Source organism: Pseudoalteromonas sp. T1lg76 (assembly GCF_002964725.1).
Classification (GTDB): domain Bacteria; phylum Pseudomonadota; class Gammaproteobacteria; order Enterobacterales; family Alteromonadaceae; genus Pseudoalteromonas.
The window spans coordinates 19,903-45,204 of record NZ_PQCE01000003.1; the positions used below are offsets into that span (position 1 = coordinate 19,903).

21 protein-coding genes and 2 pseudogenes are annotated in these 25,302 nt (G+C 49.0%); 9 read left to right on the forward strand and 14 right to left on the reverse strand.

From position 1 onward, the window contains the following. Positions 1 to 149 precede the first annotated feature (149 nt). Positions 150 to 488, forward strand: a complete 339-nt coding sequence (locus tag C2M35_RS00695; protein WP_105200579.1) for a ribonuclease E inhibitor RraB — start codon at positions 150 to 152, stop codon at positions 486 to 488. Between the two features lie 19 nt (positions 489 to 507). On the opposite strand, the gene C2M35_RS00700 is transcribed toward C2M35_RS00695, so the two are convergent. The 3 genes from C2M35_RS00700 to C2M35_RS00710 form a co-directional block, all read right to left on the reverse strand. Continuing rightward, positions 508 to 2,241 carry a DEAD/DEAH box helicase gene (locus C2M35_RS00700; RefSeq protein ID WP_442792740.1) on the reverse strand — a complete coding sequence of 578 codons (1,734 nt, stop codon included), beginning with the start codon at positions 2,239 to 2,241 and terminating at the stop codon, positions 508 to 510. A 61-nt stretch (positions 2,242 to 2,302) separates the two neighbouring features. Beyond that, positions 2,303 to 2,608, reverse strand: a complete 306-nt coding sequence (locus C2M35_RS00705) for an H-NS family histone-like protein (RefSeq protein ID WP_105200581.1) — start codon at positions 2,606 to 2,608, stop codon at positions 2,303 to 2,305. A 183-nt stretch (positions 2,609 to 2,791) separates the two neighbouring features. Next, positions 2,792 to 3,001: a cold-shock protein gene (locus C2M35_RS00710; RefSeq protein WP_105200582.1), complete on the reverse strand. Its 210-nt coding sequence runs from the start codon at positions 2,999 to 3,001 to the stop codon at positions 2,792 to 2,794. A gap of 344 nt (positions 3,002 to 3,345) precedes the next feature. Between C2M35_RS00710 and C2M35_RS00715 the strand changes: the two genes are divergently transcribed. Further along, on the forward strand, positions 3,346 to 3,894 hold the full coding sequence (locus C2M35_RS00715) for a DUF4136 domain-containing protein (RefSeq protein WP_105200583.1): 549 nt from the start codon (positions 3,346 to 3,348) through the stop codon (positions 3,892 to 3,894). A gap of 31 nt (positions 3,895 to 3,925) precedes the next feature. Here C2M35_RS00715 and C2M35_RS00720 read toward each other — a convergent pair whose 3' ends face one another. Further along, positions 3,926 to 4,174 carry a YkgJ family cysteine cluster protein gene (locus C2M35_RS00720; protein ID WP_105200584.1) on the reverse strand — a complete coding sequence of 83 codons (249 nt, stop codon included), beginning with the start codon at positions 4,172 to 4,174 and terminating at the stop codon, positions 3,926 to 3,928. Positions 4,175 to 4,303: 129 nt separating this feature from the next. Here C2M35_RS00720 and C2M35_RS00725 point away from each other — a divergent pair, with 129 nt between their 5' ends. Beyond that, positions 4,304 to 5,476, forward strand: a complete 1,173-nt coding sequence (locus C2M35_RS00725) for an efflux RND transporter periplasmic adaptor subunit (RefSeq protein WP_105200585.1) — start codon at positions 4,304 to 4,306, stop codon at positions 5,474 to 5,476. A 3-nt stretch (positions 5,477 to 5,479) separates the two neighbouring features. Then, the gene (locus C2M35_RS00730; RefSeq protein ID WP_105264399.1) at positions 5,480 to 8,641 is read left to right on the forward strand and encodes an efflux RND transporter permease subunit; all 3,162 of its coding nucleotides are present in this window, start codon (positions 5,480 to 5,482) and stop codon (positions 8,639 to 8,641) included. Positions 8,642 to 8,841: 200 nt separating this feature from the next. Here the strand turns inward: C2M35_RS00730 and C2M35_RS15625 are convergent, their stop codons facing one another. From C2M35_RS15625 to dapB, 6 genes and pseudogenes are all read right to left on the reverse strand, one after another. Then, positions 8,842 to 9,108: a hypothetical protein gene (locus tag C2M35_RS15625; protein ID WP_158677885.1), complete on the reverse strand. Its 267-nt coding sequence runs from the start codon at positions 9,106 to 9,108 to the stop codon at positions 8,842 to 8,844. A 110-nt stretch (positions 9,109 to 9,218) separates the two neighbouring features. After that, complete coding sequence (locus C2M35_RS00735) at positions 9,219 to 9,746, reverse strand: hypothetical protein (protein WP_105200586.1); 528 nt, start codon at positions 9,744 to 9,746, stop codon at positions 9,219 to 9,221. 804 nt (positions 9,747 to 10,550) lie between these two features. Then, positions 10,551 to 11,027 (reverse strand): annotated as a pseudogene (gene greA / locus C2M35_RS00740) (transcription elongation factor GreA). Between the two features lie 49 nt (positions 11,028 to 11,076). Beyond that, positions 11,077 to 14,294 (reverse strand): annotated as a pseudogene (gene carB, locus C2M35_RS00745) (carbamoyl-phosphate synthase large subunit). An 18-nt stretch (positions 14,295 to 14,312) separates the two neighbouring features. Next, positions 14,313 to 15,449: a glutamine-hydrolyzing carbamoyl-phosphate synthase small subunit gene (gene carA, locus C2M35_RS00750; RefSeq protein ID WP_105200589.1), complete on the reverse strand. Its 1,137-nt coding sequence runs from the start codon at positions 15,447 to 15,449 to the stop codon at positions 14,313 to 14,315. 206 nt (positions 15,450 to 15,655) lie between these two features. Then, on the reverse strand, positions 15,656 to 16,468 hold the full coding sequence (gene dapB, locus C2M35_RS00755; protein ID WP_105264400.1) for a 4-hydroxy-tetrahydrodipicolinate reductase: 813 nt from the start codon (positions 16,466 to 16,468) through the stop codon (positions 15,656 to 15,658). A gap of 390 nt (positions 16,469 to 16,858) precedes the next feature. On the opposite strand from dapB, the gene C2M35_RS00760 reads away from it, so the two are divergent. From C2M35_RS00760 to efpL, 3 genes are all read left to right on the forward strand, one after another. Beyond that, positions 16,859 to 18,172: a Na+/H+ antiporter NhaC family protein gene (locus tag C2M35_RS00760; RefSeq protein ID WP_105200850.1), complete on the forward strand. Its 1,314-nt coding sequence runs from the start codon at positions 16,859 to 16,861 to the stop codon at positions 18,170 to 18,172. Positions 18,173 to 18,270: 98 nt separating this feature from the next. After that, on the forward strand, positions 18,271 to 19,065 hold the full coding sequence (locus tag C2M35_RS00765) for a nucleoside-binding protein (RefSeq protein ID WP_105264401.1): 795 nt from the start codon (positions 18,271 to 18,273) through the stop codon (positions 19,063 to 19,065). A 42-nt stretch (positions 19,066 to 19,107) separates the two neighbouring features. Further along, entirely contained in the window at positions 19,108 to 19,674 is a 567-nt protein-coding gene (gene efpL / locus C2M35_RS00770) for an elongation factor P-like protein EfpL (RefSeq protein ID WP_105200592.1), read from the forward strand. A 63-nt stretch (positions 19,675 to 19,737) separates the two neighbouring features. On the opposite strand, the gene C2M35_RS00775 is transcribed toward efpL, so the two are convergent. Then, entirely contained in the window at positions 19,738 to 20,271 is a 534-nt protein-coding gene (locus tag C2M35_RS00775) for a hypothetical protein (RefSeq protein ID WP_105264402.1), read from the reverse strand. A gap of 15 nt (positions 20,272 to 20,286) precedes the next feature. Beyond that, the gene (locus C2M35_RS00780) at positions 20,287 to 21,081 is read right to left on the reverse strand and encodes a M48 family metallopeptidase (protein WP_105257822.1); all 795 of its coding nucleotides are present in this window, start codon (positions 21,079 to 21,081) and stop codon (positions 20,287 to 20,289) included. Positions 21,082 to 21,293: 212 nt separating this feature from the next. Here C2M35_RS00780 and C2M35_RS00785 point away from each other — a divergent pair, with 212 nt between their 5' ends. Next, positions 21,294 to 22,487, forward strand: coding sequence for a multidrug effflux MFS transporter (locus tag C2M35_RS00785; protein WP_105264403.1), 1,194 nt, complete (start codon positions 21,294 to 21,296; stop codon positions 22,485 to 22,487). A 30-nt stretch (positions 22,488 to 22,517) separates the two neighbouring features. On the opposite strand, the gene grpE is transcribed toward C2M35_RS00785, so the two are convergent. Both grpE and C2M35_RS00795 read right to left on the reverse strand, forming a co-directional pair. Then, positions 22,518 to 23,093 (reverse strand): nucleotide exchange factor GrpE, encoded by a 576-nt coding sequence (grpE, locus tag C2M35_RS00790; RefSeq protein WP_105200596.1) that lies wholly within the window; start codon positions 23,091 to 23,093, stop codon positions 22,518 to 22,520. A gap of 59 nt (positions 23,094 to 23,152) precedes the next feature. Next, positions 23,153 to 24,097 (reverse strand): HrcA family transcriptional regulator, encoded by a 945-nt coding sequence (locus C2M35_RS00795; protein ID WP_105264404.1) that lies wholly within the window; start codon positions 24,095 to 24,097, stop codon positions 23,153 to 23,155. Positions 24,098 to 24,185: 88 nt separating this feature from the next. On the opposite strand from C2M35_RS00795, the gene nadK reads away from it, so the two are divergent. Continuing rightward, positions 24,186 to 25,070, forward strand: a complete 885-nt coding sequence (gene nadK, locus C2M35_RS00800) for an NAD(+) kinase (RefSeq protein ID WP_105200598.1) — start codon at positions 24,186 to 24,188, stop codon at positions 25,068 to 25,070. Positions 25,071 to 25,302 lie beyond the last annotated feature (232 nt).

The following is a 25,302-nucleotide window of genomic DNA, read 5'->3' on the forward strand; positions in this document are numbered from 1 at the left end:
AAAGATAAACAAACTCTATTAATAGCTTAAGTTTATCACCGCTGCCTGGAGCCATTCACTAATGACGACGAAAAATTTCACCTAAGTGGCTTTTTATTTCCAGCAAAAAATAAGACAATCCCTAGATTCACGCTTATATGAGATAAACGATGCACTTTCCCGACGATGAAACAGGCCAAATTTTGCAACAAATGCATGAGCAAGGCGTCGATTTGACGCAACTGCACAACGTCGATTTCTTTCTGTTGTTTGAGCAGCAAGCACATGCGCAAGGCTTTATCGATGCCCTGGCCCATGCCGAAGTAGCGCCGCAAGCCAGCCTTAGCACCTGCCCGGATACAGGTGTTTTTGAAGTGAAGGCCAGCCTTACCATGGTACCCGAATATGAGCTTATCAATAATATGGAAGCCTACTTGGAAAGCCTGGCGGATAAACATAACGGCTACGGTGACGGCTGGGGTCTGCTGGACGAAAACAGCGCCGAGTAACAGTGAAACGCAGAGCCTATCAACGACTATAGGCTTTGCGGTAACTTCCCTGATAATCGAATACCTTTTCACTCACCTGCCAACCATATTTTTTCGACTTACGGGCAATCACAAAATCCGGCCAGCTCAAATTCTGTTGTAACTCCACTACCTGCTCGCTGCTTCGCCACTTATCTATGCCTGGGGCGTTATGACGCTTGCCGAACTCGCGGTTAAATAAGGCCAGTACCTTGGCATTAGTCAGATCATACACTTGCGCCACCGCGGCGCCGTCTTCATCATAATAGGTGATCTTGAGCTTACCCTGCGCCGTTTGCTCACAGCTTAAACCGCTGCAACGCAACACCAAGGCATCTTTTAGGTTGAGCGCCTGGCGTAACTTGTCATCCGGGTCCACCAGCTGATGCGCGCAGCTATAACAACGGCGCGCGGCGATATCATTTTCGCTAAAACACTGGGGACATTCCTTAAACTTAAAGCGATAATCACATTGCTGCTGCTCTTCGCCGTCATCCAATAAGCCTTGGCAACGGCGGCCATAATGCTCGATAACCTGACCCGCGGCATCCTTTTTACCCCAAAACACATTGGCAAAACCACAACCGGGACACAACACCTGCACCGGCTCACTGTTTGGGTCCGGGCGCTGCGCCCCTACCTCGGGGTGATGGATATCAAAACCGTTGCCAGCATAATCGATTACCAGGCATTCATGCTTATCGGCGCATAAGCGTAGTCCGCGGCCAATGATCTGCTGATACAGGCTGACCGATTCCGTGGGTCTTAACAAAGCAATAAAATCAACATGAGGAGCATCAAAACCTGTAGTTAAAACAGAAACATTTACCAGGTACTTAAATTCCTGTCGCTTAAAGCGAGCAATTATGTCGTCGCGCTCGGCGGCAGGTGTGGCGCCAACAATAATATGGGCCTGCCCGGGTGGTAAATAACGATGTATTTCCTCGGCATGGGCAACGGTCGCGGCAAAAATCATCACGCCGCGTCGGGTATCGCTTTGCGCCATCACATCCGTAATAATGGCCTTGGTGGCACGGGTGCTTTGTTGCAACAGCGCATTTAGATCCCCTTCACTGGGCGCCGAGCCGCCATTGAGCAAGGCAGAAAAGTCATAATGCTGCACCGCCGCATCGACTATGCGCGGCGGCGTTAAATAACCCTTGTTAATTAAATAACGCAGCGGTAATTCGTAAATACAATCATCAAATGGCGCATCGCTCGGACCGCGAACAAAACCATGGTAATGACGGTGATATACCCAGCCACTGATAAGCCGATAGGGTGTGGCAGTTAAACCTAGCACCTTAAGGCCTGGGTTAATTTTCTTAAGCTGGGTTATAACCTGCGCATACTGGCTGGTTTGCTCTGTACTAACGCGATGACACTCATCAATAATCACTAAAGAATAGTGCTGCTGCAGCTTATCTATACTACGGGCGAGGGATTGAATACTGGCGAAGGTGACCTGCTCGCTTAAATTTTTATCCTTTAAACCCGCAGAGAAAATCCCCGGTGTTAAACCCATGTCACGAAATTTATTAGCGTTTTGCTCAACCAGCTCTTTTACATGAGTTAATACCAGGATGGGATAACGGGCCAATCGCGCCAGCTCGGCAATAACCAGGCTTTTACCGGCACCGGTAGGCAAAACAATAACGGCCGAGCGCTGTGACTTACGAAAATGCGCCAGGGTATTGTCGACTGCTTGTTGTTGATAGTCTCTGAGTGTATACACTACTGACACCCAAAAAAGTAAAGGTCCATTGCTGGACCTTTGGGTTTATTTATCTTTGCTGTTATTTCGCGAGGTATTTAGCTAGGTCTACATCTTGAAACGCTTTCGGGCGTTTCCCACGGCCTGACCATTCAACCATTTTTCCTTCGAACTCGCGGCGATACTTAGGTTCAACCTTAGTACGCTTGTCCTGGGTCACATCAACAATATCTTCCACACTGAGCCCTTTTTCCTTCATCAGTTGAAGAACTTCCTGTTTCGCTTTTTCTTGCTGTTGCTGATTATCGAGCGCAGTGTTCAGAATATTAATTGCTTTTTCCAACTCATTAATAGATGCCGATTTGGCAAATGCTCTGATTTCTCTCACTGTGATCTCTTATATACTTTAAATGTGGAAATAAAATAATAATTGAAGATCAGTGATATATCAAAGTAATTATATTAATTAGTGACTTAAATGCTGGGAGATAATCTTGGCGTGGCGCCTGGGGGGAAGAGTGAAGCCGAAACGGCTCCACTAATTATTCACTCTAAGAGAGTCAATAAGGAATTAAACCGGAGTTACATTTTCCGCTTCTGGTCCTTTCTGGCCTTGTTTAATGCTGAAAGAAACCTGTTGGCCTTCGCTTAGAGTACGGAAGCCTGAACCATTGATCGCGCTGAAGTGAACGAATACATCTGGGCCATTTTCTTGCTCGATAAAACCAAAGCCTTTTGCTTCATTAAAAAACTTTACTTTACCGTTTACATGTTCTGACATACTAAAGTGTTCCTGTAAGTCAATTTCTATAACTCGCCTATAAATTAGGCACTATCCTCCCTGAGCCAGTGTCGCTACCGCTAGGGTCAGGTACAGGACTAAACGAGGTTAGTCACACTTACAGCGTAGGCCGCACAAAACCGTCACATTGAACGCATTAACTCAAAGCAGTTCCTAGACTACCATAGAAAATATTAATAAGCTTTAAATTATTTAAAATTCACAGTAATGACATAATCCAGGTATGGCCCCTAAAGCGGTGCATGAGCTGTATATTTCCTCTAAGATTATGATATGTTACTGACAAACCTAGATTCTTACAGCCAGATATAAAGGAGCGGTCAATGAAGAATTTACTTGCGGCGGGTGTACTTATGTTACTCAGCGCCTGTGCCTCTGGGCCGGATTTTGATTACGACAAGTCGGTAAACTTTACTCAGTACAAAACCTTTGCCTGGTTTCCTGATGCCAGCCTGACCAATGCCAGCAGTAATTATCAGATCAGCGAATTAATGGAGCGCCGTGTGCGTCAGGCCGTTAATGATGAGCTGAGCGCCAAGGGCATGAGCATGGTGACGGCAGATCAAGCGGATGTGCTGATCAACTACCATGCCTCGGTGGAAAAGAAAGTCGATGTTGATACCTTTACCACAGGCTACAGCGCCCGTTGGGATTACTGGGGTCTGGGCTACAATGTGCAAACCACTACCCGCGAATATGAAGTAGGCACCCTAGTGATTGACGTGGTCGACCGCGCTTCGAACCAGCTGGTATGGCGCGCCGCCAAAGAAGGTCGTTTGAAGAAAAACCAGACGCCAAGCGAGCGCACCGCGGTGATCCGCGAATCGGTCGCTGAAATTTTCAGTAACTACCCGCCAGGATCAAATCAATAATATTTGCATCCTTTCGAGGTGCTTACCGCCTTTAGGTCAGCGCCTCTAATTGGGTAATTCTCCACATCGCTTCGGCATTATTACTGCCACACACATCTTCGCACGCCTTAAATTGTAAACACACAGCCGGCCTGGACGGATCACCAAACAATTTACACAAATTATTTTTGTCTAACTGGACACATCGTTGCCCCGCTTTTTTACCCTCGGGCATACCAGGTATGGGGCTGGAAATACTAGGCGCTATACAGCACGCACCACACCCTAAACGACAATTCATATTCGACCCCTAAAACAAACGCGGCCGCCATTTTAACAGATTACATGCTTTGTTACATATTACACATACCTGTAAACATGATTACCGCTACCATATAGCCTGTCATCGAACTATACAGGGAGCTGCATTGTGGCCAGCAAAAAACAAATACTATTACCTATTGGTGTGTTGGGGGTGTCAGTGGCACTGTTCGCCGCCTTTATGGCAATGAAAAAGCCACCGGAGCAAAAACAACAGGAAAACATCGCCCCACTGGTAGAGGTCACCCCGGTCAACCTGACCGATGTAACCATGCAAGTGCATTCCTACGGCGAGGTCATGGCGCAAGAACAAACCGAACTGGTCGCTCAGGTGTCCGGTCAGGTGGTATCCATAGCCGAACAGTTTGTAAAAGGTGGCTTTGTAAAACAAGGGGACGAACTTATTCGCATCGACCCCAATGACTATGAAGCGGCCCTAATTGAAGCCCAGGCCGGCTTGGCGCAGGCACAATCGGCGCTAGAAATAGAACAAGCACAAGCGCATGTGGCCAAAACCGAATGGCAACGCATTAAGGACAATGCCAATGCGGTGATCCCCTCGGAGCTCTATTTGCGCAAACCTCAGCTCGCAGAAAAGCTGGCAAAATTCCGCGCTGCTCAGGCCCAGGTTAAACGCGCCAAGCGCAATTTAGAGCGCACCTCGATTCGCGCCCCCTACGATGCCCTGGTTACGGCAAAAAAAATCAGCCTTGGCAGCGTGGTGAACCCGGGTAATGTTTTGGGTCAAATCGATGCCACCAGCATTGCTAAAGTGCGTTTACCGGTAGCCAACCATGATCTGCAATACCTGGTTGATGGCGGTATCGGTGCTAAAGTCACCCTAACCAGCGAAGTGGCCGGTAAAATGCGTACCTGGCAAGGCACCATAGTGCGTAATGAAGGCGTGGTCGATAAGCGCTCGCGCATGACCTACCTTGTGGCTTATGTAGACGCACCCTATGAGCAAGCACAACCTCTGCGCTTTGGTGCCTACACCAATGCCAGCATAGTGGGTAAGCATGTACGCGATACCGCCATTGTTCCCAGCCACCTGATCAAGGACAACCGCATTGCCCTCATTGATAATGAAATTAAGCTGATGTTTAGCGACCTTGAGGTGATCCGCGAGCAAAACGGCATGGCCTATGTCACCGCCGGTCTAAACAGTGGCCAGCAAGTTATCACCTCGGCGCTGGAATACCCCACGCAAGGCATGCAACTGCGCTTAGACGAACAAGAACCGAAAACGGCGCACACGCAGCTGGCGCTGAAGGAGGACTAAGCTATGGTGCAAAGCACAGAAAAAGGCTTGATCGCCTGGTTTGCCCGCAACCCAGTTGCCGCCAACCTGCTGATGATAATCATCATAGTCGGTGGTATTCTCAGCGCGCTTTCTATTCGTAAACAGGCATTCCCTCAATTTGAGAGCAACTGGCTCAGTGTGCAGGCCGTGTATCCCGGCGCCGCTCCGCAAGAAGTGGAAGAAGGGATCACCATAAAAATCGAGGAGTCCCTGCAAGGCTTAGAGGGCATTAAACGCCTTATCACCTATTCAAACCGCAGCTTTTCTCAAAGTTGGATCGAAGTCGATGAAAGCTATGACTCTCAAGAAGTGCTCGACGAAGTCAAGATGCAAATCGACTCCATCTCCAGCTTTCCCGCAGAGATGGAACGACCCAATATTCGCCGCGAAAAGTACACTCAAGAGGTGATGATCCTCGCCTTGTATGGCGATATGAGCAATTACGATCTAAAGGAGCTGGGCAATAAGCTCCATGATGAAATGCGCGCTTTGCCTCAGGTCAATCTCGTCAATTTTAATTCGGGTTTGGATTATGAGATAAGCATAGAAGTCAGCCCGGATAAGCTGCGTGAATATGGCCTGACGTTCCGCGATATCGCCACTGCGGTGCGCAACTTCTCCGCCAATATGTCGGCGGGACAAATTCGCTCCGATAATGGCTATATTTCCATGCGCGTGGAAAACCAGGCCTATCGCGGCGGTGAATTTGAACGTCTTCCTCTTTTAACATTAGAAGACGGCGCCCAGGTATTTCTAGGTGATGTAGCAACCATCCAAGACGGCTTTGAAGAAGGCCTACAATATTCAAAATACAATGGTAAAAACTCACTGATTTTTGAGGTCCGTGCGTCAAAAGATCAAGATATCACCCGTGTTGCCGATGTGATGGACGCCTATTTAGAGCGTAAAAAGTCGGAGCTTCCCGAGGGCGTCACACTGGCCCCCATGATTGACATCACATATTACCTTGAAGGTCGCCTCGACATGATGATCGAGAATATGATCTGGGGTGGTATCTTGGTGATGCTGATGTTGGCCTTGTTCCTGCGTATCCGCCTTGCCTTTTGGGTGATGATGGGTCTGCCCGTATCCTTTCTGGGCGCCTTTTTAATGATGCCGGTGGGCTTTTTAGATGTCACCATTAACCTGGCTTCCCTGTTTGCCTTTATTCTCGTACTAGGGATAGTGGTGGATGATGCCATAGTGGTGGGTGAGTCGGCTCACGCCGAAATCGAAAAGCATGGTCATAGCTTGGATAACGTGGTGCGTGGCGTAAAACGCGTGGCCATCCCCGCGACCTTCGGGGTACTGACCACTATCGCTGCCTTCTTACCACAAACCTTGGCCAGCGGCCCGGGAGCGGCGTTTTCTAAAGCCATAGGCGGGGTGATTATTCTCTGCCTATTATTCTCACTGGTCGAGTCTAAGCTCATTCTTCCTGCGCACCTGGCAGCCATGAAGAACCGCCCTGTTAACCCGCGTAACCCATTACACCGCTTACGTAATAAGGTAGACAGTGGCTTGCAATATGTTATCGAGCGCATATACCGCCCTGCAGTACAGCGCTGTATTCATTATCGCTATACCGTGATTGTTGGCTTCTTTGGCATCCTTATAGTCAGTGCTGGCTTGTTTGCCGGTGGCCTGATTAAGTTTATCGCCAACCCGAAAATTCCTCATGATTTCCCAAGTATTAACATTGAGATGAATTTGGCGTCATCGGAAACAGCAACCCTGGATACGGCCAAAAAGATTGAACGTGTGGTGATGGATGTCGAGCGGGTTATAGAGCAGCAATATGGCATGCCCATGGTTAAGGATATCTCCCTGAATATGCAAGGGCGCACCAACGCCCGCTTAATGATGGTCTTGGTAGAGCCGCACCTGCGCCCTATCGACACCTTCGCGTTAAGTGCACTGTGGCGTGATAATATGCCGCCGCTGCCGGGAATGAAGTCAATGACCATTAACGACAGCGTTATGAATGGCGGTGGTGGCCGTGATGATGGTGATATCAGCTTCCGTCTCGAGGGCAATGATGCCGCTGAGTTGAAAGAAGTTGCCGGTAAATTGAAAGTGAAGCTGTCGACCATCAAGGGCGTAGGCGATATCAATGATTCAATGCAAAGCGCAACCGATGAAGTACAACTTGAACTTAAACCCATTGCCTATAGCCTGGGCTTGACCTTGGCCGATGTTGCCTCGCAGGTGAACTTCAGCTTCTATGGCCTAGAGGCACAGCGTATCCTGCGCGATGGCGAAGAGCTCAAAGTAATGATCCGCTACCCCATTGAAGAGCGTAACTCTATCAGCGAAATCAATGATGTGCGCATTATTACTCCAGCCGGAGCGGAAGTACCTTTAGCTGAAATAGCCAGCGTAAACCTGGTTGACGGGGTAAACCGTATTCGTCGGGAAAACGCTAAGCGCACGGTTAATGTGTGGGCAGCCGTAGACACCAATCAGGCACAGCCGTTTGAAATCGCTAAACAAGTGCGCGATGAATACCTTCCAGCATTATTGAAAAACTACCCTGGCGTACAGAGTAATGTCGCCGGTCGAGTGCAAGAAGAGATGGATAGCGTCGCCGAGCAGCGCCGTGACTTAGTGCTTTCGCTTCTTATCATCTTCGCGCTGTTGGCCATTCCTTTGCGCTCCTACTCACAACCGCTGCTGATCATGTCGGTGATCCCCTTTGGTGTGGTCGGTGCCGTCTACGGACACGTGATCTTGGGTATGACCATGAGCAGCCTGTCCTTCTTCGGTATTATCGCCGTGGCCGGGGTGGTGGTGAACGACTCACTGGTGATGGTTGACTATGTGAACAAGGCACGCGCCCGGGGCATTGCCATTAAACAGGCGGTGGTAGAAGCCGGTTGTAAACGCTTTAGGGCCATCCTACTGACCTCCATTACCACCTTTATTGGTCTGGTGCCCATCATTATGGAAACCAGCTTACAGGCGCAAATCGTCATCCCCATGGCGGTATCATTAGCCTTCGGTGTGCTGTTCGCCACAGTGATCACCCTGGTGCTGATCCCTTGCCAATATGTGGCCCTGGAAGACTGTAAACGCGGCCTGCGTAAGCTCTTTGGCAGAGCCCCTAAGGTAGAACCAACGCCAGAACTAAAACAACCAAGTTAAGTACTTGGTATTTATCCCAACCATAAAAGCCTTACTTAAGTAAGGCTTTTTTATTCCCTATGATTTATTAAATTTTCAATTGGTTCTAGTGCCAGAACAACGCCTTACTAATGGGCGCATAAATGCTTGGCTATAATTGGCGACGAAGGAGCACAAGCCAAGCGTTTTGCGTCCTTTTGAGTAACTTGTTAGTAGTAAATTTACTTGCGCCAAACCTTTTTTAACAGATAGTAACCACACCAAAATACAATGGAATATGCTACAGCAGCAAGGATATGGCCATAAAGCGTTGGATAATACCAACCAGTATCTGATGAATACTTAAAAAATGGTTCACCCAAAGACCAAAAAGGAATGTAATAGCCCCAATAACCAGCTAAGCCAATTAACCCGAGTACGAACATGGAGAGATAAAGAGGTATTGGCAGTAGAACTATAGCTAGCCAAATTTTAATAGGTTTAGTCATGACATCCTTTTACTACTAACGCCGGGCTCACCGAGCAAATTTTGCTGGCGGCTTTTGTGGGATTTTTGCACAAAAGGTGACAGCGGAAATTTGCCCGGTGCAGCCGCTTGTTAACTGTTTTTGCACTGAGCTACAAACTCTGATTTCTTAGTAGTAGCTATTTTTAAGCTTGATAGTAAATTAAAAATCCCAATGCCAATACCAGCAAGATACCATGGTGTAATTGCAGGAACCGATGCGGTGGCAATAATTACAGACCACGACTCTTCAATAAAATCAATATAGTTAATATTTTGGAGATCTGGAAAAGAGAAATCAGGATTAATTGTGTACGCCGCAAAAGCAAGAAATGCGTATACAAAGGCAACGCCTAGTATAGCTGACGGAAGGCCAAGCAAGCCAATACCAGGCCATTGCCATTGGGCTCGAAATTTATGCACAGCTGAAATTAATATCAAAACCACAAACAACGCCAATGCAAATAAAGCTTGAGCGGCGGCGTTATCAATTATGCGAGTACCAAACAAAATCATCATTGCAATGTGATATACAAACATGAGCTTGAAATCAAAAGACATATTCTTGGGGTTATTGTCTTTGTTTTGCTTTTCAATCTTCTTACGAATTGAGTCAAACATCCATGATTGCCTATACAGTTAACAGCGTATTAGTGCGAATTCCCAGTTAAGGAAGTTATCCACAACCCCATATTTTCTCACCAATAGACTTTTTATTTAATGATAGTAATAAGTTAGCAGGTGTTTTTCTCGCGAGCAATGAAGAAGTAATTAAGTAAAACGAGCCGTTACTTATTCGAGCCTTATCTCGCTCGCTATGTAATTTATTTTCTCATTCAGTATCAGCGCCTAATCGAACACATCCAAACTCACAGGTATCGATCCCCCGTTTGGATTCGCGCTGGAGAAATCGGCTTTTTTGTGGAGCGTGCTGTTGAGAACGAGACAGGCTGAAAGCGGAAATAAGCAAGTGAATAATTTCACTCGCGCCGCTTGAAGGCGACGAACTCTGTGAGGAGGGGGATTGCCGAGCTAGATTTATCAGTACAGGGATGTACTGTTAAATCGCCTCAATGACTAAACGGAGCGCTTAACAAAACGCTGAGTTCGCAAGCATTGGCGAATCACGGGTTCGCGGAGTTTCCAAAGAGGGGCGACGAGTGACCGAAGCACCGCTTCGCAGCGCTCGGAGGTGGAGACAGGGACGCCGTAACTTCGTCACAAAAGGAGCCCAGTTTCACGGATGAATTACTTGCACGGTGGTTATGCATTTCCTCTGACTTGCCGTCCCCGGCCTTTCGCTGGCTCAAGGCGTAATAGTTCACCGGACTATTTTCTTAACGCGCTCGCCCAACACGGCAAAGCCTGACCTACAGGCATAAAAAAACCCGCTTTAAAGCGGGTTTTTAAACACCTCAACCAAGGTTAGATATATTCAATCTCAGTGATCTCAAATTCTACCGTACCATTTGGTGTTTCGATGTTCACACAGTCGTCCAGCTCTTTACCGATAAGGCCACGAGCAATGGGTGAATTTACAGAGATCAAGTTGTTCTTAATATCTGCTTCATCGTCACCAACAATGCGGTAAGTCACTTCAGCATCCGTGTCTAGGTTTACAATGCTTACAGTCGAACCAAAAATTACCTTACCATTGTTAGGCATTTTCGTTACGTCAATGATTTGCACATTAGACAATTTAGCTTCAATTTCTTGAATACGTCCTTCTCAAAAACCTTGCTGCTCGCGAGCGGCATGATACTCGGCATTCTCTTTCAAGTCGCCGTGTTCACGCGCCTCGGCGATATCAGCGATGATTTTTGGCCGAGTAACAGTTTTTAATTCGTTTAACTCTGCACGCAATAACTCGGCACCGCGTGTGGTCATTGGAATCTTTTGCATAATATTCCCACTTACAGCAAGCCGCAGCGCAAGCGCTGCGGCCTATTGCTTAGTTGATTCGTTGGTGTAACTCTTGAACTGACGAGACACTACCACGGTCATCCGCAGAGTTTGCTGTACAGTTAGCAAACGCGGCGTTCAATGTTGTGGTGTAGTTGGTCTTGTGCATCAAGGCGCCACGACGTAATACCTTAGAGTCTTCAATAGCTTGACGACCTTCTGTGGTATTAACGATATAGCTGTATTCACCGTTTTTAATGCGGTCAAGGATATGAGGACGACCCTCGAATACCTTGTTTACACGGCGAACTTCGATGCCTGCATTTTCAAGCGCCTGGGCGGTGCCTGAGGTTGCGTCTAGTTCAAAACCTAATTCGATCATGGTCTTAGCAAGCTCAACGATGCGAGCTTTATCACCATTGCGAACCGATAGTAACGCGCGACCACCACGTGGTAAAGCATTACCTGCACCTAGCTGGGCTTTAGCGAAGGCTTCGGCGAAAGTATCACCTACACCCATTACCTCACCGGTAGAGCGCATTTCTGGGCCACGAATTGGGTCAACACCTTGGAACTTAGCGAAAGGAAGTACCACTTCTTTTACGCTGTAGTAAGGAGGAATGATTTCTTTGGTGATGCCTTGGCTAGCAAGTGACTGACCGGCCATACAACGGGCCGCTACCTTAGCAAGGGCAACACCGGTTGCTTTTGATACGAACGGCACGGTACGCGCAGCACGCGGGTTCACTTCGATTAGGTAAACCTGACCGTCTTTAACCGCGAACTGAGTATTCATCAGACCCACAACGCCTAGCTCAAGGGCCATAGCACGTACTTGCTCACGCATTACGTCTTGGATTTCCTGGCTTAGGCTGTGCGCTGGCAATGAACAGGCCGAGTCACCTGAGTGAACACCCGCTTGCTCGATGTGCTCCATGATACCGCCGATTATAACCTCGGTGCCGTCACAGATGGCATCAACGTCCACTTCGATGGCGTCGTCCAGGAAGCGGTCTAGCAATACCGGTGCTTCGTTAGAAGCAGATACCGCTTCTGTCATGTAGCGACGTAGGTCGTCTTCATCGTAGACGATTTCCATCGCACGACCACCTAGTACGTACGAAGGACGTACAACCAGTGGGAAGCCGATTTCTTTAGACTTGGCTACCGCTTCTTCAAGTGACGTTACCGTTGCGTTGTCAGGCTGAAGCAGGTTCAAACGCTCAACCATTTGCTGGAAGCGCTCACGGTCTTCGGCACGGTCGATGGCATCTGGTGAAGTACCAATGATTGGCACGCCGTTCGCTTCTAGTTCACGGGCAAGTTTAAGTGGCGTTTGACCACCGTACTGCACGATAACGCCTTTTGGCTTCTCAACGCGGACGATTTCAAGCACGTCTTCTAGAGTGATTGGTTCGAAGAATAAACGGTCTGATGTGTCGTAGTCGGTAGAAACGGTTTCAGGGTTACAGTTAACCATGATGGTTTCGTAGCCGTCTTCACGCATGGCAAGGGCCGCGTGTACACAACAGTAATCGAATTCGATACCCTGGCCGATACGGTTAGGGCCGCCACCGATTACCATGATTTTGTCTTTGTCAGACGGTGCAGCTTCACACTCTTCATCGTAGCTTGAGTACATGTAGGCTGTGTCTGAGCTGAATTCAGCCGCACAGGTATCTACGCGCTTGTACACAGGCAAGATTTCAAGCTGGTGACGCTTCTTACGGATTTCCGCTTCAGATACACCGGCAAGCTCGGCGATACGCGCATCTGCAAAACCTTTACGCTTCAGGCGACGTAGGAAGTCAGCAGTAAGACCGGCAAAGCTACTTCTTCGATTTGCTGCTCGTCTTTGATGATGTCTTCGATTTGTACCAGGTACCAACGGTCAACCTTGGTTAGGTTGAATACATCTTCAACGCTCATGCCGTGACGCATGGCATCGGCGATGTACCAGATACGCTCAGCGCCTGGCTCACGAAGCTCGCGAGTGATCTTTTCAATTGCGCCCTTCTCGCCTACAGGCAAGATTGGGTTGAAGCCAGTCGCGCCTACTTCAAGACCACGAAGTGCTTTATGCAATGATTCTTGTTGGTTACGGCCAATCGCCATTACCTCACCTACCGACTTCATCTGCGTCGTTAGACGGTCGTTAGCACCGGCAAACTTTTCAAAGTTGAAGCGAGGGATCTTAGTTACAACATAGTCGATTGACGGCTCGAATGACGCAGGGGTTGCACCGCCTGTGATGTCGTTTTGTAGCTCATCCAGAGTGTAACCCACAGCCAGCTTGGCTGCGATTTTCGCGATTGGGAAACCCGTTGCTTTTGAAGCAAGTGCTGATGAACGAGATACACGCGGGTTCATCTCGATAATAACCATACGGCCGGTGTTAGGACACACACCAAACTGTACGTTTGAACCACCGGTTTCAACACCGATTTCACGCAGTACCGCCATAGAGGCATTACGCATGATTTGGTATTCTTTGTCGGTCAAGGTTTGCGCTGGCGCTACCGTGATTGAGTCACCTGTGTGTACACCCATAGGGTCGAAGTTTTCGATTGAACAGACGATGATACAGTTGTCGTTTTTGTCGCGAACAACTTCCATCTCGTACTCTTTCCAACCGAGCAGGCTTTCATCGATTAAAAGCTCGCTCGTTGGTGACAGGTCAAGACCACGGGTACAGATCTCTTCGAACTCTTCCATGTTGTAAGCAACACCACCACCGGTACCACCCATGGTGAAAGAAGGACGAATAATACAAGGGAAACCGATACGCGTTAGTGTATCCAGCGCTTCTTCCATTGAGTGAGCGATTTCTGCACGCGGGCACTCAAGGCCGATGTTTTTCATCGCTACGTCGAAACGCTCACGGTTTTCCGCTTTGTCGATGGCATCAGCAGTTGCACCGATTAGCTCAACACCGTGCTTAGCCAGTACACCGTGCTTGTCTAGGTCAAGGGCACAGTTCAATGCAGTTTGACCACCCATGGTAGGCAGTACCGCATCCGGCTTTTCTTTTTCGATGATTTTTTCTACCACTTCCCAGTGAATCGGCTCAATATAGGTCGCATCAGCCATTTCCGGGTCGGTCATAATGGTCGCTGGGTTCGAGTTAACCAGGATTACACGGTAACCTTCTTCTTTTAGCGCTTTACAGGCTTGAGCACCTGAGTAGTCAAACTCACAGGCCTGGCCGATCACGATCGGGCCCGCGCCTAAGATAAGAATGCTTTGAATATCATTACGTTTTGGCATTATTACTCCGGTCTCAAATTAGTTAGATTGCGCTTGCATCAGTTCGATAAAGTGGTCGAACAAAGGGGCTGCATCGTGTGGGCCTGGGCTGGCTTCAGGGTGACCCTGGAAGCTAAATGCTGGCTTGTCGGTGCGGTGAATACCCTGCAAGGTACCGTCAAACAATGATTTATGCGTTGCACGAAGGTTATCAGGCAAGCTTGCCTCATCCGCAGCAAAGCCGTGGTTCTGCGCGGTGATCATCACAACATCACGGTCTAGGTCTTTAACCGGGTGGTTACCACCGTGGTGGCCGAACTTCATTTTTACTGTTTTCGCGCCTGAGGCCAACGCCAATAGCTGGTGACCAAGGCAGATGCCGAAAATAGGAATATCTTTTTCTAGGAAGGTTTTGATCGCTTCAATAGCGTAAGTACATGGCTCAGGGTCGCCAGGGCCATTTGACAGGAAGATGCCGTCTGGGTTTAGTGCCAGTACTTCTTCAGCGCTGGTTTGCGCCGGAACTACAGTCAGCTTACAGCCACGGTCTACCAACATGCGCAGGATATTGCGCTTAACACCGAAGTCATAGGCAACAACGTGGAATTTCTCGTCTTCTGGAGCAAGCGTTTTAAAACCTTCACCCAGAGTCCAGCTTGTCTCAGACCATTGATATGTTGACTCGGTACATACTACTTTAGCTAAATCCATGCCTTTTAAGCCTGGGAAGGCTTTAGCGGCTTCTAGCGCCTTGCTTTCATCAACCTCATCACCGGCGATGATGCAGCCGTTTTGCGCGCCCTTATCACGTAGGATACGAGTAAGCTTACGGGTGTCGATATCGGCAATACCTAAAATGTTGCGCTCTTTTAGGTAATCACTGAGTGATTGTTCATTACGGAAATTACTCGCTAGCAGTGGCAAATCGCGAATAACCAGGCCCTTGGCCCAGATCTTGTTCGCTTCTTCGTCTTCGCTGTTAGTACCCGTGTTACCGATATGCGGGTAAGTCAAAGTTACGATTTGTTCCGCGTAAGACGGGTCGGTCAGAATTTCCTGATACCCAGTCATAGACGTATTGAATACTACTTCACCGACTGACATGCCGTCAGCGCCGATCGCAGTACCGCGAAACACTGTGCCGTCTTCTAGGACTAACAGAGCGGATTTAGTCAAGTTAACCTCCTAACAGTAAAAAACGGGAGTAAAAAATGCGACTGATTTACAACCCGTTTAAAGCGCTTAACTAGGCGCATTATGAAATTTTGGCAAATTGGCGATATTCTACACGAGAGTAGCAAAAAGATCTAATTAAATATCAATAAATATAGAAAACGACACCTTTAACACAAAAAAACACCGAAACACCCAAAAAAGCACGTTTACTTACCCAGTTCCAGCACTTCGCGCATGGAATAAAAGCCAGGGTGTTTATTTTGCACCCACTTTGCAGCCCGCACAGCGCCACGGGCGAAGGTCATTCTTGAGCTAGCTTTATGTGTTAATTCAAGCCTTTCCCCCATTAATGCGAAATAAGCCGTATGTTCGCCAACTATATCGCCCGCTCTGAGCACCGAATAGCCAATTTCCTTTTGTGATTTAGCCTGTTCACTTTGTGAGCGGTCATAAACGGCCACTTGATCATGGTCCCAGCCTTTGGCTTCGGCAATGGCTTCGCCAATGGCCAGGGCGGTGCCCGAAGGCGCATCGATTTTATGACGGTGATGGGCTTCAAATATTTCGATGTCCGCGTCGTCACCGAATTTTGTCGCCGCCGTTTGCACCAAATCCAAAAGCAGATTAACGCCAACACTGAAGTTGCGGGCAAAGACGATGGGGATATGTTTGGCGGCCTCATGCAAGCGCTGCATTTGCGCATCATTCAGGCCCGTGGTGCCGATAACCATAGGGATCTTGTTGGCAACGGCAAAGTCTAGGTGAACCAGCATGCCTTCGGGCAGGGTAAAATCGATCAACACATCCAGCTTGTCGCCGGGCGTAAGAGGGGTAAAGGTAAGGGTCTGCGCGCTCTCTTTAAGTCCTTTGACCAGGGTTTCTACCGCCAGGCCATTTAATGGCGACTGCTCACGTACAAAGGCGCCGCTAATACAGGCTTGTGTATCCTCGTTACCCGCTTCCAACAGTGCCTGCCCCATGCGCCCATTGGCGCCCAAAATGCCTAAACCTACACTCATTCTAATCCCCATAATATGATTCATTTTGACTACCCGTATGCTAACGCAGATGGGTGTTAGGTGCTAGGCACAAGCACCGTGCAAACTAAAAGCATCCTTAAGCAAAGGCATCAGACAAATATGGGCTTTGCTTGAGGGCTTAGCTTTAGGTATTACCTATGTGAGTGACACAAATTAGATATCGTTGTTTTTTTGTGCTACAAAAATGAAAAACAATAACAAAAACGTGATCACCATAGACTTTAGCCATCCACACGTTTAAACTTCTCCACTTGGCGCCGATTTGGTCTTTGGCTTGCGGGCGCATGCACAACAGGGCTTAGCTTGTTTTGCAAAATAAATGCAGCTAAAAGAAGGTTTTGGCTGTTGGTGATCGAAATTGAGGTATACATGCAGCCTAACTACAATGCCACTGTGGCAAAACTTTCACTCGTCCCCCTACTGGTCTTTGTCGCTATATTTTTAGGCACGGGTCTGTATTTACAATCGCAAGGCGTTGATTACGCTTTCTATCAATTACCGGCTCCTGTGGCCATTTTGCCTGCCATAGTACTGGCCTTTGTACTCGCTAAGCAGCGCATCAACGAATCGGTAGAAACCTTTATTCGCGGTGCCGGACACAGCAACATCATCACCATGTGTCTTATTTATTTGCTCGCAGGTGCCTTCTCGGCGGTGGCCGGTGCGACCGGTGGTGTGGATGCCATAGTCAATGCCGGTTTATCCTTTATTCCGCCAAGCATGCTGTTGCCCGGCTTGTTCTTGATTTCGGCCGTGGTTTCCACCGCCATGGGCACGTCCATGGGCACAATCGGCGCCATTGGCCCTATTGCCTTGGCGGTATCACTGAAAACCGGCATAGACCCAGCACTGATGGCCGGTACCATAGTGTCTGGCGCCATGTTTGGCGACAACTTATCTATTATTTCCGACACCACAATCGCGGCCACCCGCACCCAAGGCTGTGAAATGAAAGATAAGTTTCGCGAGAACCTGAAAATCGCCCTGCCTGCGGCCGTGCTAACCATAGCGCTATTGGTTTACCTGACCCCTGAGCCTCAACCTGTAGAGGTGGGTGATTTTGACTGGCTTCTGGTGTTGCCCTACGTCTTTATTCTTGTACTGGCGGTTATGGGCTTAAACGTTTTTGTGGTGCTCTTTAGCGGCATTATTTTCGCGGCACTGATGGGTTTTACCTCAGGTTATGAAGGTGGCGCCTTTGTTAAAGACATCTATAAGGGCTTTAGCAATATGCAGGAGATCTTCTTGCTGTCGATGTTTATTGGCGGTTTGTCTGAGTTTATTCGTCGTGGCGGCGGCCTTGATTACCTAGCACGAAAAATCCAGGCGGTAACCAAGCTCGTGGCCAGGTTTAATCGCCAGGTGGCGGATCAGCTGGGTATCGCCGTGCTGGTAATGACATCGAACCTGTGTATTGCCAATAATACCGTGTCTATTATCGTTGCCGGTCCAATAGCTAAAAAGCTGGCCCAGGACGGCGAGATTTCCGCAAAGCGCTCTGCCAGCTTGCTCGATATCTTTGCCTGCGTGCTGCAAGGGACACTGCCCTATGGCGCTCAGGCTCTGCTTCTCGGCGCGACCTTTGGCATTAGCCCTTGGCAGGTATCTACCTCGGCCTTCTATTGCTTTATCTTGGCTATCACTGCGGTACTGATCATCATCTTACGCCGCCATAAGGTATAACCTAGCATCCTGCCCTCCTGCTTACAGTGGCGGCCTAATGCCGCCATCTGTTACAATAGCCGCCGACATTTCTTTTATTTATTAATCACCTTGTAGTTATGAAAATTACCACACCCTTGTTATACGGCGCGGTGGCGCTGTCCTTGTTTGCCAGTGTAAGCAATGCACAAGCCGCAACCTGGAGCCAAACTCAGTTACATGTAAACTATGGCGACTTTAAAAACCCCTTCACTAAAAAAGAAGCGGGCACCAGTATCGTCTCTTTGCAACACGCTTCGGGTTACAGCCTGGGCGATAACTTCTTCTTTATCGATATCATCAATGACGACCTAGAAGATGGTTATCAGGACAGCGATTTCTACGGCGAGTGGTACTCCAACTTCAGCTACAGCAAGATCAGCGGTAACCAAATTGAGCTAGGTCCGCTAAAAGATGTGGGCTTTGTGATGGGCTTTAACGCCGCCGGCGATGCCAATGTGATGAAGTATCTGCCCGGTGTGAAGCTAGACTGGCAAGTAGAAGGTTTTGATTTCTTCTCAACCCTGGTAACCGCCCATATCGATGACAGCGATGGCGTCGGCTCAGGCGGTGCACCGACTGAAAGCGACAGCTGGATGTTGGACCTGGCCTGGGGCGCACCTTTTAACATAGGCGAGCAAAAGTTTTACTTTACCGGCCATGTTGAATATATCGATGAGCGCGACAACGAGTTTGGCGACAAGGTGAAGAGCTGGCTTTTAGCTCAGCCGATAGTGCAATGGGATCTGGGTCACGCCCTGCAAATGCCGGAGCAAACCCTGATGCTGGGTGTTGAGTGGCAGTACTGGCATAACAAATTGGGCACCAACACCACTGAATCTGTGCCGCAAATCCACTTGGCTTGGACCTTTTAATCGGGTAACTTAACCCGGTCAATTAAATTAGGAAGTAAGACTATGCCTAAGGCTAGCGAAATTAAAAAACACGCCGCCATTGAATACAATGGTCGCGTTATGATCGTCCGTGATATCGAGCGCTCTGTGCCTCAGGGCCGCGCCGGTGGTAGCCTGTACCGTATGCGCATGTATGACGTGGTTGATGGCGGCAAGGTTGATGAGACCTTCAAAGCCGAAGACATGCTGAACTTTGCCGATCTACAGCGCCGCGCAGCTATGTTCTCGTACGTTGATGGCGACGAGTACATCTTTATGGATGATGAAGATTACACGCCGTACCACCTGAACAAAAACAGCATTGCCGAGCAGTTGTTGTTTATCGACGAGTCGACCAAGGGTGTGCAGGTAGTGCTAGTAGAAGGCCGCCCGGTCTCTGTGGACTTGCCGACCAGCGTTGAATTGGTAATTGAAGACACCTCTCCGTCAATCAAAGGTGCCTCTGCCAGTGCGCGTACTAAGCCGGCTACCTTGACCACAGGTCTTGTGGTTCAGGTGCCAGAGCACATCTCAAGCGGCGATAAAATTAAAATCAACACCGCTGAGAGCAAGTTTATTAGCCGCGCCTAATAACTACCTCGCAATTAAAAAAGGTGAGCACTTGCTCACCTTTTTTAATTGCTGATTAGCTTGCTAGTCACACTGCCCTGCCGCCAATTCATAACGCTTTTCACCTATGTAATACCACTTGCCATCTTGCTCTTCTATATAGGCACCTGGGTGATAGGGAAGCTGTTGTAGTTCCTCAAGGGAGTAAAAACCAAGCGAGCGCTGGCAACGCCAATAGATCACCTGTCGGCTGGTACGTGCATCCTGAGATTCTATGGTGTGCACCGTATAGGGACCCTCAGAGGTATAGTGCTCAGCGTCGCTCACCAGGCTTTGTCTGCCGATCAGTAACACCACCGTATGTACCGCACAGATGAGCACCACACATTGCAGCGCAATGGTGATGCCGGGGGAATACTGCCGCCGTGGTACGCCCCACCATAAGTAGGCCGTAAGCACCGCCATACCCAGTAATTTAACCAGGTTAAAGGTCGGCGCTATGCCCGCCATAAACTCGGGGCTGCGCCACTGAATGGCAAAGACAGGCGCCGAGATCAGGCTGTCTAAGGTCAAGGCCGCAGCCAGCAGCAAGGCCAAGCACAGGGCTAGCTTAGGCATGCTACAAACCCAGAATTAACGACACTGAGGACGCTTACCCTGACTTCTAGCCTGCTGATACAAGGCGTTGGCACCTTGCATGCGCTTTTGCAATTCGTTAATACGGCTAGTTGGCGCCGGGTGCGTCGATAAGAACTCAGGAGGAGTCGCGCCACCGCTTTGCGCCATATTTTGCCACAGGGCAACAGATTGCTGTGGTTCAAAACCAGCCTTGGCCATCAGCTCCAGACCCACTTCATCCGCTTCGCTTTCATGGGTGCGGCTAAATGGCAATACCACGCCATACTGAGCACCTAAACCAAGCGCCGCCATGATTTCATTGCGATAACCTATCTCGCCCATATCCATTGCCACGGCGCCAATTTGCATACCGGTTTGCAGCATTTGGCTTTGTGAAGCACGCTCATTGGAGTGCTCGGCGATCACATGGCCCACTTCATGGCCAATCACGGTGGCTAGTTGATCCTGGTTCTGCGCTACCTTAAGTAAGCCGGTGTGCACACCTATATGGCCGCCTGGCAGGGCGAAGGCATTGGCCGAGTCTTCCTCGAATACCACCACTTCCCACTTTTGCTGCGCATACTTTGTCGGTAACACCTGGATCACCGCATCGGCCACACATTGTACATAGGCATTGGTGCGCGAGTCGGTGTTAACCTTTTGTTCTTTTTTCATCTGCTCAAAGCTGGCGCCGCCTAACTGGCTCATTTGCGCATCGGAATACAAGGTCACCTGAGTGCGTCCGGTCGGTGAGGTTTTACAACCGGCGATAACGGCCGCCACACTAAGGGCTAAGATTAGTTTTTTCATTATTAATGCTTCCCATTTTTCTCTTGCGCCAAGCATAGCAAACCACAAAGGCAACGCCTAGCGTCGAATAAAGTGTCTAATTAACATAATGTTAATAAGGTTCCCCTATTCTGGCCGAAACCTTGGTGCTATAGTGAACAAACTAGGCACTGTACGCTGCCTGCGCACTTTCCCCTAGTCTCTCCTTCACCAACTTAGAAGATATTGTATCTATGTCCTTAACCGACACAAGAACGCCCAGTCGGCGTGTGCTATTGCCTTTGTTGGCCAGTATTGTGGCTATTACGCCGCTGGCCGTGGATATGTATTTGCCGGCCATGGTGCAAATCGCCAAGGATCTTGGCGCTACCATGCCTCAGGTGCAAATTTCCCTGAGCGTATACCTTGCTGGCTATGCCTTGGGCATGCTGTTTTTTGGTCCCATTGCCGATCAAATGGGTCGTCGCCGTTTGGCGCGTATCGGCCTCGCCTTGTTTGGGCTCAGTTCGGTGGCTTTGGCCTTTTGCGAAGACATCTATCTATTCTGGTTACTGCGCAGTGTGCAGGCCTTTACCGGCGCCGCCGCGACCGTGGTGGTGCCCGGCATTATCCGCCATATTTATCAGCAAAATACCGCCAAGGGCATGAGCTATGTGTCGATGATCATGATGGTTGCGCCCCTGGCGGCGCCCAGCATAGGCTCGGCAATTCTAACCCTGGCACAGTGGCAGGTGATATTTCTGGTACTCGGCGGCTATGCCTTCTCATGTCTTGTCTGGGTGCAGATGCACCTGATAGATATACCCATTTATCGCAGTGAGCACCGTGGTCTGAAGCTGTTTTTTGCCAGCTATGCTGTGGTCCTCAGTGAGCCCAAAGCTCGCGCCGATATACTTAGCTCCATGTTGGCCTCCTTTGCATTTTTCTGCTTTTTAACCTCGGTACCCTTTATCTACCTGGGTTATTTTAAAGTTTCGGAGCAACTTTTTGGCGTGCTGTTTGCGTTTAATGTTATTGCCTTGATGCTGGGTAACTTTATTAATACCCGAGTGGTGCCTAAGGTCGGCTCGCGCAAGATGCTGTATTTTGGTCTGGCTCTGGCCCTTATCAGCGGCAGCGCCTTGTTGGCCTTTAGCCTGATGGAGCAGTCGCTGTACTACATAGTGTGGAGCATAGCGCCGCTAATGATGAGTTTAGGCATTATCGCCTCAAATGCCGATGCCCTTATTCTAATGGAGTTTGAACGTAACTCGGGGACGGCTACGGCTGTCATAGGTACACTGCGCTTTGGCAGCGGTGCTTTAGTGGGACCCTTTTTAGCGCTGATCCACCCGGTTAATGCGGTGCCCTTCTCCAGCATGATGTTTGTGGCTATTATCCTAATCGCCGTGACTCAGCTTTGGCAACGCAAAAAAAATGCCCACTAAAAAGTGGGCATTTTTCTATTAATCAAAAACTTAAGGCGCTTTCGATACCATAACCATGGCCGGGCGTAACAAACGACCGTTCAGGGTGTAACCCTTTTGCATAACCGCTATAACGGTATTAGGTGCGACATCTTCACTCGGTTGCATTGCCATGGCTTGATGAAGTTCCGGGTTAAACGCCTCACCCTGAGGGTTAACCACTTCGACATTGAACTTGGCAACGGCTTCAACAAAGCTTTTGGCCGTCATTTCGATGCCTTCAAGCATAGGAAGCAAGGCTTCATTTTCTTTGTCAGCAAACTCGATGGCACGCTCTAGGTTATCGATCACCGGAAGCAGTTCGTTGGCAAACTTCTCTAGCGCAAACTTATGTGCTTTTTCAACATCTTGTGCAGCACGACGACGAATGTTTTCAACTTCGGCGGCGGCGCGAATCACGCTGTCTTTTTGCTCTTCAACGGTTTGCTTTGCAGCTTCTAATTCCGCATAAAGAGCCGCTAACTCAGCTTCAATGCTTTGCTCTTGTGAGCCCTGCTCTTGTTCTTGCTCTTCTTGAGCCTCAAGGTTTTCCTGTTCGTGTTCGTTAGCCTGTGGTTGCTCAGACATCTTTATATTCTCCAAAAACTGCGTAACTGCGATTCATTATGGGGATGTATTTAGCGGATTCAAGAGTCAAGGTGCTCGATTTGCGCAAATTCTTGAATGATCGCCTCAATCGGCGCCGACTTGGGCAAGATCACGCAAAATCGACTTTGATATTCCTGGTTGGCAAAGTAAGCCAGGCTAAAAACTAAGAAGGGTTCAAAACCCGGTAAGGGCAACTGATCGCCAAACAACACGGACACACCGTTGCGAAACGCCAGCTTATCTTCTATGCCATGTAAGAAGCGCGCACCTATGTTGAGTTCCTGCTCGCTATTTGTGTAGGCATAAAGGTTATTTTCGCCGACCACTATACTGTTGTCGCTGCCAAGTTTATTTCCTAACTCGCGCGTCCACTGCGCCAAGGAGCCATGACAATAATGGGGCGCGGTGCGGCTCATGGCCTTCATTCGGTGCAGTCCTTCAAGCAGGTTTTGCTGCGCAAAAACCGAATTCAACCAGGTCGCAAACTGATAGCGAATATCATCATTGGCCTCAAGGGGCTTGGTAATAAGAATATTGTGGCCCTGACCTTGGCGGTCCAACAGCAGCACCAGCCAATGGGTACGGTCAAAATCCAGCACTTCTACTCGGAACACCCACTGAGTGGTGACCTGAGGCAGACCAACACAGCAACAAACCTTGTAGCGCCGTGCCAGATGGTGGGCAAATTCAACCAGTTTTTCCTGTGGCGGCTGCCAATATTGACCTAGCTGATCTAGATGAAAATAGGAATCGAACCAAAAATCAAAGCCTTGCTGGGTAGGAATACGTCCGGCCGAGGTATGGGGCGAATAGAGTAAGCCCAGTTTTTCGAGGCGTGCCATGGCGTTGCGTACGGTGGCGCTGCAAACCGCCATTCCCTTTTGCTTGGCAATACGAGAAGAGGCAACCGGCAGACCCTGACCGTCGCAGTATAAACTCATTACCGCAGAGAATATCTGCTCATCACGTGGAGATAATTTCATATTGTTATAATTTAGGCTCTTTGCCTCAGTTTCAACCCCACCACTTTTGCGTTACTCTATAAAGAGTTACTTCATTTATGGCACAGATATGAGCGCTTCTTTTAAAACTATTGGCTTAATTGGTAAAGCACATCATGAAGGCGCGGCGCTGACATTACAACGCCTCTATGCCTTTTTGCAAGCTTTAGGTTACCGGGTCTTGGTGGAGCGTCATTATGGCGGGCAATTGGCGAATCCCGAAGATGCCAATCTGGTCGATTTGGTCGAGCTGGGTGAGCAAGCGGACTTGGCCATAGTGGTCGGCGGTGACGGCAATATGCTTGGCGCCGCGCGCGTACTGGCCCGCTTTAATGTTGGCGTGATCGGCGTAAACCGTGGCAACCTGGGGTTTTTAACCGACCTTAACCCGGACGGCTTTGAGCCTGCCTTGGAGCAGGTGCTCAGCGGCCATTACATAGAAGAAAAACGCTTCTTACTGGAAGTGGAAGTATTTCGTCATGCCGAGCTCAAAAGTGCCAACTCGGCGATGAATGAAGCTGTGCTGCACGCCGACAAGGTGGCACACATGATCGAATTCGAATGCTTTATTAACGATGATTTTGTGTTTTCGCAAAAGTCCGATGGCCTGATAGTGTCAACGCCGACCGGCTCCACCGCCTATTCATTGTCTGGCGGCGGCCCTATTCTTACTCCGGGTCTTAATGCCATGGCCCTAGTGCCCATGTTCCCTCATACCCTATCGAGCCGACCCTTGGTGGTCGATGGTGAGAGCGTTATTCGTCTTAAACTGAGCTTGGATAATACCGACAGCCTGCAGGTCAGTTGCGACAGCCATGTGGTGCTAGCCACCCTGCCCGGCGATGAAGTGGTGATCAAAAAAGCAGAAAGGCCGCTGCGCTTAATTCACCCCACGGATTACTCCTACTATAACGTGCTGCGCCAAAAACTAAATTGGGGCTCGCGCCTGTATTAGAGTTACTTTGGAATACATCAGCGACCGGGAATTACACGGCTTTCAAAGCAAGTTAATTGACGCTGGCAAGAAGATAAATGGCTTAGAGCGTTCCCTAAGCCAGGTATCGAGTACAAGATACCTTCTAGAGTGCCTGCCAACAAATACACCGAGCCAGAGCAAGCGCAAATTGTTTAAAATTTAATTTGCAAAAAAACGGACTACTGTATAGATTAACAGTTAGTATATAACT

Coding starts and splice junctions, on each gene's coding strand:
- C2M35_RS00730 (WP_105264399.1), top strand. CDS start 5,480: ATGGTGCAAAGCACAGAAAAAGGCTTGATCGCCTGGTTTGCCCGCAAC.
- C2M35_RS15625 (WP_158677885.1), bottom strand. CDS start 9,108: ATGACTAAACCTATTAAAATTTGGCTAGCTATAGTTCTACTGCCAATA.
- nadK (WP_105200598.1), top strand. CDS start 24,186: ATGAGCGCTTCTTTTAAAACTATTGGCTTAATTGGTAAAGCACATCAT.
- C2M35_RS00760 (WP_105200850.1), top strand. CDS start 16,859: ATGCAGCCTAACTACAATGCCACTGTGGCAAAACTTTCACTCGTCCCC.
- C2M35_RS00765 (WP_105264401.1), top strand. CDS start 18,271: ATGAAAATTACCACACCCTTGTTATACGGCGCGGTGGCGCTGTCCTTG.
- grpE (WP_105200596.1), bottom strand. CDS start 23,093: ATGTCTGAGCAACCACAGGCTAACGAACACGAACAGGAAAACCTTGAG.
- C2M35_RS00695 (WP_105200579.1), top strand. CDS start 150: ATGCACTTTCCCGACGATGAAACAGGCCAAATTTTGCAACAAATGCAT.
- C2M35_RS00795 (WP_105264404.1), bottom strand. CDS start 24,097: ATGAAATTATCTCCACGTGATGAGCAGATATTCTCTGCGGTAATGAGT.
- C2M35_RS00785 (WP_105264403.1), top strand. CDS start 21,294: ATGTCCTTAACCGACACAAGAACGCCCAGTCGGCGTGTGCTATTGCCT.
- C2M35_RS00775 (WP_105264402.1), bottom strand. CDS start 20,271: ATGCCTAAGCTAGCCCTGTGCTTGGCCTTGCTGCTGGCTGCGGCCTTG.
- C2M35_RS00780 (WP_105257822.1), bottom strand. CDS start 21,081: ATGAAAAAACTAATCTTAGCCCTTAGTGTGGCGGCCGTTATCGCCGGT.
- C2M35_RS00735 (WP_105200586.1), bottom strand. CDS start 9,746: ATGTTTGACTCAATTCGTAAGAAGATTGAAAAGCAAAACAAAGACAAT.
- C2M35_RS00720 (WP_105200584.1), bottom strand. CDS start 4,174: ATGAATTGTCGTTTAGGGTGTGGTGCGTGCTGTATAGCGCCTAGTATT.
- dapB (WP_105264400.1), bottom strand. CDS start 16,468: ATGAGTGTAGGTTTAGGCATTTTGGGCGCCAATGGGCGCATGGGGCAG.
- C2M35_RS00715 (WP_105200583.1), top strand. CDS start 3,346: ATGAAGAATTTACTTGCGGCGGGTGTACTTATGTTACTCAGCGCCTGT.
- C2M35_RS00710 (WP_105200582.1), bottom strand. CDS start 3,001: ATGTCAGAACATGTAAACGGTAAAGTAAAGTTTTTTAATGAAGCAAAA.
- efpL (WP_105200592.1), top strand. CDS start 19,108: ATGCCTAAGGCTAGCGAAATTAAAAAACACGCCGCCATTGAATACAAT.